Genomic DNA, 9289 nt, shown 5'->3' with positions numbered 1-9289 from the left:
GGTCCACTGGGGGACGGGGCGGCTGGTCGGGCCCCAGGTGGCGACACCGTCGGCGTCCGAGCGCCAGGACCAGCAGGCCTGGCGGCCCACGGACGGGTGCCCCTCGCGGACATCGCCGATCACGGGCCGGCCCTCGGGCCTGTCCTCCCACTCCTCGCCGCGGCCGTAGGTCGTCATGTCGAGCAGGCCGAGGGAGCCGTTGACCCGTTCGTTGCCCCGGCCCGTCGTGGAGTAGGTGAGGAACACGCGGTCGCCGTCACGCAGGAAGCAGGTGAGGTGACCCATCTCGCCGCCGACCGGCGCGTCCACGTCGCGCACCGAGTACCAGGGCTGGGTGTAGCCCATGAACTCGACGTAGGAGGCCACTTCGTCCCACGGGCCCGTGGTCAGGACGGCGAACGAGACGCCGCGGGCGTTGAGGTAGACGGCGTCCTTCAGGTGCCAGGCCGTGGTGGTGCAGCCCTCGCACTGGCCCTGGTGCGGCGCGCCGTCGTACCACATGTGCTGGTAGACCACGAGCTCGTCGCGGCCCTGGAACAGGTCCAGGAACGGGACCGGGCCGTCGGGTCCGACGACCCGGACCGTCCCGTCGAACTCCACCATCGGCAGCCTGCGCCGGGCCGCGGCGATCGCGTCGCCCTCGCGGGTGTGGGCCTTCTCGCGGACCAGGAGCTCGTCACGGGCGGCCTGCCAGGTGGCCAGGTCGACGACGGGCGGGCGGCCGGGCAGCGCGGTGGTCGGGTCGTCCGGTGGGGTCGTCATGGGGTCCTCCGTGGTGTCTCGTGCCGGGCAGCGTCGTACGGCGTCCTACGACACTCACCAGAAAGGACTCGCGGCCCGGCCGGAACTCATCGCTGCGGGGACCACGTCCTCCAGAGGGGACACCATGACCAGCAAGAAGAGGGAAGCAAGCATGGAAGCGATCAAGGAGCCCGACTGGAACACCGTGGGGATCCTGGGGGCCGCCCGTGGCGCGAAGTCGAACGACGGGGCAGCCATCGGTACCGAGCATCTGCTGGCCGGCATCACCACGGCCAAGGGGCCCGCGCGCGAGGCACTCGCACATGAAGGGGCGACCAAGACCGCGCTGTTAGCGGTGTTGCGGGACAGGAAAGACAGGGACGGCGCGTGGAGCGGCGCCGACGACGCCGAGGGAAGTGTTGCCGCGCAGGACGTGCTGGGGGAGGACGGTGAGCGGGACGGCCGCCTCACGGGCGCCGCGGCGAGGGCGCTGACCGCGGCGATGGGGCAGGCACAACGGGAGGGCGCGGCGAAGTTCGGCGCCGTTCATCTGCTGCGGGCGTTGCTGGAGGAGGACAACCGCGCGGTGGAGCTGCTGGGCGTCTGCGGCATCTCACCGCAAGCCGTACTCGTCCGCCTCGACGGCGGCAGCGGCGGCAGCGGGGGCGAGGAGGAGGGCCTCAACCCCCTGCTGCACGCCACCCGCGACGTCCTTCTCGGCCGTAGCTCCTATCGGCACATGTCCTTCTGGAAGCGGTGGCTGATCAAGAAGGCCGGGATCAACTTGGCGTCGAAGCCTGCCTGGTGGGTCGGACTGGAGACCTACGAGCAGGCGCGTCGCCTCGGCGACAGTGCGGTGGGCACCGAGCATGTCCTGCTGGCGATCCTGGCCACCCACGAGGTCGCGCTCCGGTACCCGCATCTGGCGGGGGAGAGCGCGCCCGTTCCCGACACCCGGTACACGGGCGGTGAGCGACTGGCCCGCCTGGGCCTCGACTACGCCTCGGTGCACAGCGCCCTGACCAGTGAGCGCGTTCGCCTGACGGCCGACGTCCGGCCCGCCAAGCAGTACATCGACGAGGCCGCGAGCCCCAGCACGGTGAGTTCGGCCGACTCCGACGGCGAATCGATCGCCGACCCGGGCACCGGCCCCCTGGTAGAGACCCTCCTGGGCGAGGAGACACGCGCCCGCCAGCTGATCAACGCGCTGACCGCCACTCCCGGCGACTGACATTCAGGGGCGCCCACACGCGTCGTCTCATCGGCCTGTCACACTTTGGTGGTACGTCAAACTACTTCCCGATCGGAAACGTGATCACCAGTGACATTCCTGTGCCCCACGTCCCAGGGAGCATCATGACGCGCAGATGGTCGCTCATCACCACCATCGCCGTACTGACCGTCGCGCTGGCCTTCGTCGTCGTCCAGCTGGTGCGCGACCAGGGGTCCGAGGGCTCCGAGCAGCAGCAGACCTCGACCGGAACGGGTGCCGAGTCGCTGCGTGGCGTCGGGTGGTGGCCCCTGCACCGGTCCGGCACCGCGAAGGCGGGTGAGCAGGACGCCGTCGTCAGCGGCGACGTGGAGTGGACCGACGGTCCCGAGGGCGGCGCACTGCGGTTGGATGGCACCCGCGAATATGCGAAGGCAAGCACCCGGATGGATACCGCCCGTGCGGACTACTCGGTCGCCGCACGGGTGCGGCTCACCTCCATCAACGGATTCCACACCGCCCTGTCCCAGGACGGCGAGGGGATCAGCACGTTCTTCCTCCAGTACTCCGGCCAGGACGAGAACTTCGCGTTCAGTCTGCCCGGTGCTCGTACCGTCGCGGAGAAGACCGAGCGGCCGCAGACCGACCGCTGGTACCACCTCACCGGCACGTACAACCAGAAGGATCACCGGATGCGGATCTACGTGGACGGCAGGCTCGCGGGAAGCAGAGAGGCATCCAGCGAGGCGAAGCCCACCGGCGATGTGCTGATCGGACGCGGCAGGGTCGGGGGGAAGGCGGCCGACCACTGGTACGGCGACATCGCCGACGTGCACGTCTACGACCGGGAACTGACGCCCGGCGAGGTGGCCTCGCTCGCCGCCCGCGAACCGGACTGACACCCGCCCACCGAGCGAGCCGGGACGTGCAACGGGGCACGGCCCGGCCGCACATCGTGTCCGGGTCCCGTCTCCTCCCCACAGGTGACCGGAGAGCCCCCCACAGGCGACCGGAGAGGAAAGGCCTTTGTCGGCCAGTACTTCGACCGAGACTTCGACCGAGACTTCGACCGAAGACCGAACAACCCGTCCCCCCACCGCGGAACTCCGGCCCGAGGAATTCCTCAGAGCCTTCTACCAGTTACACGGCCGCGCGCTGCTTCAGTTCGCCGCACGGCGACTGCAGGGCGACTGGCACCGCGCCGAGGATGTCCTCCAGGAGGTCGCGATCCGCGCCTGGCGTCACGCCGGGGAGCTCGACCCGACCACCGACTCGGCGCGGCCGTGGCTGTTCACCGTGCTGCGCAACCTCGTCATCGACGATCTCCGGGCCCGCCAGGCCAGACCCGCGGAGACCGGCGACCCGGAACTCGCCCACCCGCAGGTGTCCGACGACGTCGACCACATGCTCACCTCGCAGGTGCTCTTCGAGGCGTTGGGGGACCTGCGGCCGCCGCAGCGCGAAGTGCTGCTGCACGTGCACTACCTGGGGCGCAGCGTCAACCAGACGGCCAGGGTCCTCGGCGTGCCGCCGGGCACGGTCAAGTCGCGGACGTTCTACGCCTCCCGCGCCCTGCGGGAGGCGCTGTACGTCCGCGGGCTGTACGCGGACGGCCGCTACCGAGAAGCCGGATGAGACGCCGGATGAGGCTCACGCGAGACGTCCGGTGAGGCTCACACGAGACGCCCCACGTGCCGGGTGATCTCCAGGCCGAGCGGTCCGGTGTCGAGCGATCCGCCCGCACCGGCCCGCCAGCGCCACCCCGAGGGCGCGTCGCCGAGCACCAGCAGCGCGTCCCCGCGCCGCAGGCCGTCCAGCGCTCCCTCCCGCCGCGGGAGCTGTGAGGCGTCCACGACGAACAGATGCGGCGCCTCGCCCTGGACGGCGATCCGGCTGCTGCCCTCGATCAGCCGGAAGATCTGGGTGACGTCGGGCGATCCGGGATCCGCCTGGACCGGGCCCGCCGAAGCCACCCCGGCGAACGCCTCCTCCAGGCTGGCCGCGGTGTGCAGACGCGAGGCCCGCGGCACGTCGGCGGCAACGAGCCCCTCGCCGGCCACGGATCCCACCAGGGTGACCTCGGCGGGAGCCCCGACCGGGCCGGAGAGCGCCTCGGTGACGACGGCGCGCGCCAGACTGCGCACCTCCTCGTCGGGCCCCGCCACGGAGACGGGCCCCGACGCCCGGGAGAGGTCGACCAGCACCCGGTCGGCGCCGTCCAGCCCCACCGTCACCGTCAGCGCGTACGGCAGGGCCGGTTCGCCCTCCGGGTCGCGGCGGCGCAGGACGTCGGGCGAGACCGTCCAGCGCTCGCCGTCCGCCTCGGCGGTCCAGGGAGCGGGGGCGTCCTCCTCCGCGCCGGCCAGCAGCAGTCCGAGCCGCTCCTCGGAGTAGACGACGGCGTACATGTCGGGCAGCGACCGGCCGGAGCGCAGGCACTCGCCCGTCAGCCGGCGCAGGCCCGCGTCGACCACGTCCAGCGCCTCCTGCCCCTCGACGGCGGCCGAGGCGACGACGGGCTTCGGCGGGCGGGGCCGCCGCTCGGTGACGACCAGCGCGGCCACCGCTCCGATCAGCGCCAGCCCCAGCACCACGGCCAGGACGTACCAGATCATCTTCTGACTCCTTGTCGGGACCCCCGGCGGCGGAGCCGGGACGGTCGGAAGCGGGGGAGGGACAGGGCAGCACCGCGGCGGAGTCGCGGCGCCCCGCACCCGAAGGCGTCTACGGGGCCCGCCCGCAGACGGTTCACGGGCCTGCGCCGACGCGTCCGTGAACCGTCTGCGAGCGGGCCCCGTAGGTCCCGACAGTGGCGCGAGAGCTGCCGAGCACGGCTCCCACGCCCCCGAATTCACGCAGGCTGGAGGACCTTTCGTGTCGTTGATGTTGACCGTGGTCGATGGGGAGAGTGACGCGTTCGACGTCCACCTCGACGCCGACCCCGACACGCCCGTGGGCGGCGTCGCGGAGGCGCTGGCCGGGGCGGGAGGCGTCCCCCGGCCCCCGGAGGGCCTCGGCCTGTACGTCGGCGACCGGCTGCTGCCCGCGGACATGCCGCTGCGGGACACGCCGCTCCACCACGCGGCCGTCGTGGGCCTGGGCCGCCCGGCCGCTGCCTCGTCGGCCGAACCGGACGGGCTGGCGGAGGTCCGTGCGGTCGGCGGGACCGGGGCGGGCGCGGTGCACCGGCTCGACATCGGCGAGTACCGGATCGGGCTGGCGCGCGACGGGGCCGCCGAGGTGCTGCGCACCGTACCGGAGCGTCCGTTCGCCGTCGTGACGGTGGGCCCCGGAGGACGCTGCCGCGTGGCGCCCGACGCGTCCGCGCCCGACGGCGGCACCCTGCAACTGGACCGCGAGGACCTCACCGAGGCCACCGCCTGGCCGGCCGGCGCACAGCTCCTCGTCGGCGGCTGCCTGCTCGAACTCGCCCTCCCGCAGCGGCCGGACGCGGCCGTGGAGCCGTCGGAGGACGGCACCGGCTGGGACTACAACCGGCCCCCGCGGCTGCGGCCGGCCGAGAACGCCACCCGCTTCACCCTGCCCTCCCCGCCCGCGTCGCCCGGCGCCCGGCCGCTCCCGTGGCTCGCCGCGGCCGCCCCGCTGGTGATGGCGGTGGCCGGGGCACTGGTCCTCGGCCGCCTGACGATGCTGCTGTTCGGGCTGCTCTCCCCGGTCGTGATCGTCGGCAACTACCTGATGAGCCGGCGCAACGGACAGCAGTCCCACTCCGAAGCGGTCGCCGCCTACGAGGAGAAGAAGGCGCGCATCGAGGGCGACGCGGAGCAGGCCCTGACGGCCGAACGCACCGCCCGGCGCCGTGGCTTCCCGGACCCGGCCGAGGTCGTCCTGACCGCCGTGGGCCCCCGGCACCGCCTGTGGGAGCGCCGCACCTCGGACGCCGACTTCCTGGAACTGCGCGTCGGGACCGCCGACCTGCCCTCCGACGTGGTGCTCCAGGACCCGACCAAGGACGAGCACCGCCGCCAGGACCCGTGGACCGCGTACGACGTCCCGGTGACCGTTCCGCTGCGTGAGCACGACGTCCTGGGAATCGCCGGCGAGGGCCCGGCCGCGCGCTCCGTGGCACGGTGGGCGGTCGCCCAGGCCGCCGTCCTGCACAGCCCCCGTGACCTCCAGATCCACCTGCTGACGACCGGCGGCCCGGGCCGGGACGGCTGGTCCTGGCTGCGCTGGCTGCCGCATGTGCGGAAGAAGTCCGGCGACACCCCGGCCAGCATCGGCTACGGCACGGAGACCTGTGCCCGCCGGGTCGCCGAACTGACCGCGCTGATCGCCGAGCGGGCCGGCCGGGAGGACCGTCGGGGCCGGCCCGCCGGACCCGACGTGCTCGTCGTCCTCGACGGAGCCCGCAGGCTGCGTTCGCTGCCCGGCGTGACGCAGATCCTGCGCGACGGACCGTCCGTCGGTGTCCGCGCGGTCTGTCTGGACGCCGAGGAGCGGCTGCTGCCCGAGGAGTGCCACGCCGTCGTCGTCGAGGAGCCCGGTGGAACCGTGCGGGTGGGACGCTCCGGGAGGGGCACCGTCGGGAGCGTACGGCCCGACGCGGTGTCCCTGGACTGGTGCCGCTCGCTGGCGCGCGCGATGGGCCCGCTGCGGGACCCGGGCGGGGACGACGAGGAGGCCGCGGTGCTCCCCGGTTCCGCGCGGCTGCTCGACGTGATCGCCCTCGACCCGCCGCGGGGCGACGGCATCCGGGCGCGCTGGACGGCCGGGGGACGCTCGACCCGGGCGGCCGTCGGCGTCTCCCTGGACGGCCCGTTCTTCCTGGACCTGCGGCGCGACGGCCCGCACGGGCTGGTCGCCGGTACCACCGGCTCCGGCAAGTCCGAACTCCTCCAGACGCTGGTCGCCTCGCTCGCGGTGGCGAACCGTCCGGACGCGATGACGTTCGTCCTCGTCGACTACAAGGGCGGCTCCGCGTTCAAGGACTGTGTGGACCTGCCGCACACCGTCGGCATGGTCACCGACCTCGACGCCCACCTCGTCGAGCGGGCCCTGGTGTCGCTGACGGCGGAGCTCACCCGGCGCGAGCACATCCTCGCCGCGGCCGGCGCCAAGGACATCGAGGACTACGTCGACGCGCTGGAGCGGAACCCGTCGGGCCACACCCCGATGCCCCGACTGCTCATCGTCATCGACGAGTTCGCCTCGATGGTGCGCGACCTGCCGGACTTCGTGAAGGGCCTGGTCAACATCGCGCAGCGGGGCCGCAGCCTCGGCATCCACCTGATCCTGGCGACGCAGCGCCCCAGTGGCGTCGTCTCCTCGGAGATCCGCGCCAACACCAACCTGCGCATCGCGCTGCGGGTGACGGACTCCGGCGAGAGCCAGGACGTCATCAACTCCACCGAAGCCGCCGGGATCTCGCAGAGCAACCCCGGCCGCGCCTACGTACGGCTCGGCCAGAACTCCCTCGTGCCGTTCCAGTCCGGACGGGTCGGCGGCCGTCGGCCCGGCGCCGCGGTGACCTCGCTGCCGGCACCCTGGGCGGTGACGGTCGGCTGGGAGCGGCTCGGCGAGCCGCTCCCGCCCCGGCCCCGCGCCGCGGCCGCCCCCGCCGAGGCGGAGACCGACCTCACCGGACTCGTCAAGGCGATCCGCGAGGCGGACCGGGAGATGGGCATCCCCGCGCAGCACAGCCCCTGGCTGCCGCCGCTGCCCGAGAAGCTGGTCACCGGCGAACTGCCGTCGGCCCCGCACTCGGACTACGACCTCCCGCCCGTCGCGTACGGCGTGGTGGACCTGCCAGCCCAACAGGCCCGGCTCCCCCTGGTGATCGACCCCGCGACACTCGGGCACCTGCACGTCGTCGGCTCGCCCCGGCAGGGCCGTTCGCAGACGCTGCGCACGCTCGCCGGCATGCTGGCCCAGGCCCACACCCCGGCCCAGCTGCACATGTACGGCATCGACTGCGGCAACGGCGCACTGCTGGCCATGGAGGGGCTGCCGCACGTCGGCGCCGTCACCCAGCGCACCCAGCCGGACCGGGTGGCCCGGCTGCTCGCCCGGCTGACGGGGGAGCTCGCCCGGCGCCAGGAGATGCTCGCCGCCCGCGGCAGCGCCGACCTGCCGGAACTTCGGCGCGCGCTGCCCGAGGACGAACGGCCGCCGCACATCGTGCTGTTCATCGACCGGTGGGAGGTCTTCGACAAGCAGCTCGGCGAGTACGACTCCGGGAACCTGCTGTCCGGGGTGCAGACCCTGCTCCGGGACGGCGCGAGCGTCGGCATCCACCTGGTGATGAGCGGTGACCGGGCGCTGTTCTCCAGCCGGGTCGGCAACTCCACCGAGGACAAGCTCGTACTGAAGCTGAACGACAAGTCCGAGTACGGCATGATCGGCGTGACCCAGCGGAAGGTGCCCGACGAGATCCCGCCGGGCCGGGCACTGCGCGCCGCCGACAAGGCGGAGGTGCAGATCGCGCTCCTCGCGGACGACCCCGGGGGCCAGGCGCAGGCCGCGGCGCTCCAGCGGATCGCCGAGCAGTGCCGTGAACGGTCGGCTCAACTGCCCGCCTCCACCCGCCCGTTCCGCGTCGACACCCTGCCGGACCGGCTCACCTGGGAGGAGGCGGCCGGGTACGCGCCGCAGCCGTGGCCGCACCGGCGATGGGCGGTGGCCGGCGTCGGCGGCGACGAACTGACCGCCTTCGGACCGGACTTCTCGATGACGCCGACCTTCCTGGTGGCGGGCCCGGCCCGGTCAGGGCGCAGCACCGTCCTGTCGACGGTAGCGTTGTCGCTGCTCGCGTCCGGCACCCCGGTCGTGATCGGGGCCCCCGCCCGCTCGCCGCTGCGCGACCTCGCCGGACGGCCCGGAGTGCTCGCGGTGTTCGACGAGTCCGACATCGACCCGACGCGGCTGGAGGAGGCGCTCTCCACGGCCCCGGACGGTGCGGTGGTGCTGCTGGACGACGCCGACCTGCTGCTGAAGACGAAAGCCGAGCCGGTCCTCACCCAGATCTCCAAGACCGGTGCCGAGACCGGCCGGGGCCTGGTGATCGCCGGCCAGACCGACCGGCTCTCCTCCGGCTTCTCCGGCTGGCACACCGAGGCCCGCCGGAACCGGTACGGACTGCTGCTGAAGCCGCAGAACATGAGCGACGGCGAACTGATCGGCGTCAAGATCCCGCGCAGCCGACTGGGCGCGGCCCGTCCGGGGCGGGCGATCCTGCACCTGGGCGACGGCGTGCTGCGCACGGTCCAGGTACCGGAGACGGTGATCGCGGAGCCGGGTGCACCTGCCTGACCCGCGCCGGACACGCCGTCCGGACACACCGTCCGGACACAGCAGAGGGCTCCCGCCGATGAGTTC

General features: G+C 73.3%; 6 protein-coding genes and 1 pseudogene. 5 read left to right on the top strand and 2 right to left on the bottom strand.

From position 1 onward, the window contains the following. Window positions 1–762: DUF899 domain-containing protein (locus FNH08_RS35740; RefSeq protein WP_152775685.1), on the bottom strand; the 762-nt coding region annotated here is incomplete at its 3' end. A 124-nt stretch (window positions 763–886) separates the two neighbouring features. Here FNH08_RS35740 and FNH08_RS35735 point away from each other — a divergent pair. The 3 genes from FNH08_RS35735 to FNH08_RS35725 all read left to right on the top strand — a co-directional run bounded on the left by FNH08_RS35735 (window position 887) and on the right by FNH08_RS35725 (window position 3586). Further along, window positions 887–1972, top strand: coding sequence for a Clp protease N-terminal domain-containing protein (locus FNH08_RS35735; RefSeq protein WP_228034553.1), 1086 nt, complete (start codon window positions 887–889; stop codon window positions 1970–1972). Between the two features lie 125 nt (window positions 1973–2097). Next, window positions 2098–2850: a LamG domain-containing protein gene (locus FNH08_RS35730; protein ID WP_152775684.1), complete on the top strand. Its 753-nt coding sequence runs from the start codon at window positions 2098–2100 to the stop codon at window positions 2848–2850. A gap of 127 nt (window positions 2851–2977) precedes the next feature. Beyond that, complete coding sequence (locus tag FNH08_RS35725) at window positions 2978–3586, top strand: sigma-70 family RNA polymerase sigma factor (protein ID WP_152775683.1); 609 nt, start codon at window positions 2978–2980, stop codon at window positions 3584–3586. Window positions 3587–3624: 38 nt separating this feature from the next. Here FNH08_RS35725 and FNH08_RS35720 read toward each other — a convergent pair whose 3' ends face one another. Continuing rightward, window positions 3625–4566, bottom strand: coding sequence for a hypothetical protein (locus FNH08_RS35720; RefSeq protein ID WP_152775682.1), 942 nt, complete (start codon window positions 4564–4566; stop codon window positions 3625–3627). Between the two features lie 268 nt (window positions 4567–4834). Here FNH08_RS35720 and FNH08_RS54160 point away from each other — a divergent pair. Both FNH08_RS54160 and FNH08_RS54155 read left to right on the top strand, forming a co-directional pair. Then, window positions 4835–7216, top strand: a pseudogene (locus FNH08_RS54160) (FtsK/SpoIIIE domain-containing protein); the annotation flags it as partial. A 375-nt stretch (window positions 7217–7591) separates the two neighbouring features. Then, the gene (locus tag FNH08_RS54155) at window positions 7592–9223 is read left to right on the top strand and encodes an FtsK/SpoIIIE domain-containing protein (RefSeq protein WP_407704513.1); all 1632 of its coding nucleotides are present in this window, start codon (window positions 7592–7594) and stop codon (window positions 9221–9223) included. Window positions 9224–9289 lie beyond the last annotated feature (66 nt).

This window comes from Streptomyces spongiae, from assembly GCF_009377185.1.
Taxonomy (GTDB): Bacteria; Actinomycetota; Actinomycetes; order Streptomycetales; family Streptomycetaceae; genus Streptomyces; species Streptomyces spongiae.
Note: the sequence above shows the minus strand (reverse complement) of the source record. Positions and strands in the feature narration are given on the sequence as shown.

Excerpts from the sequence above, each read along its gene's own strand:
- FNH08_RS54155 (WP_407704513.1), top strand. The coding sequence starts at position 7,592 with ATGGGCATCCCCGCGCAGCACAGCCCCTGGCTGCCGCCGCTGCCCGAG.
- FNH08_RS35720 (WP_152775682.1), bottom strand. The coding sequence starts at position 4,566 with ATGATCTGGTACGTCCTGGCCGTGGTGCTGGGGCTGGCGCTGATCGGA.
- FNH08_RS35730 (WP_152775684.1), top strand. The coding sequence starts at position 2,098 with ATGACGCGCAGATGGTCGCTCATCACCACCATCGCCGTACTGACCGTC.
- FNH08_RS35735 (WP_228034553.1), top strand. The coding sequence starts at position 887 with ATGACCAGCAAGAAGAGGGAAGCAAGCATGGAAGCGATCAAGGAGCCC.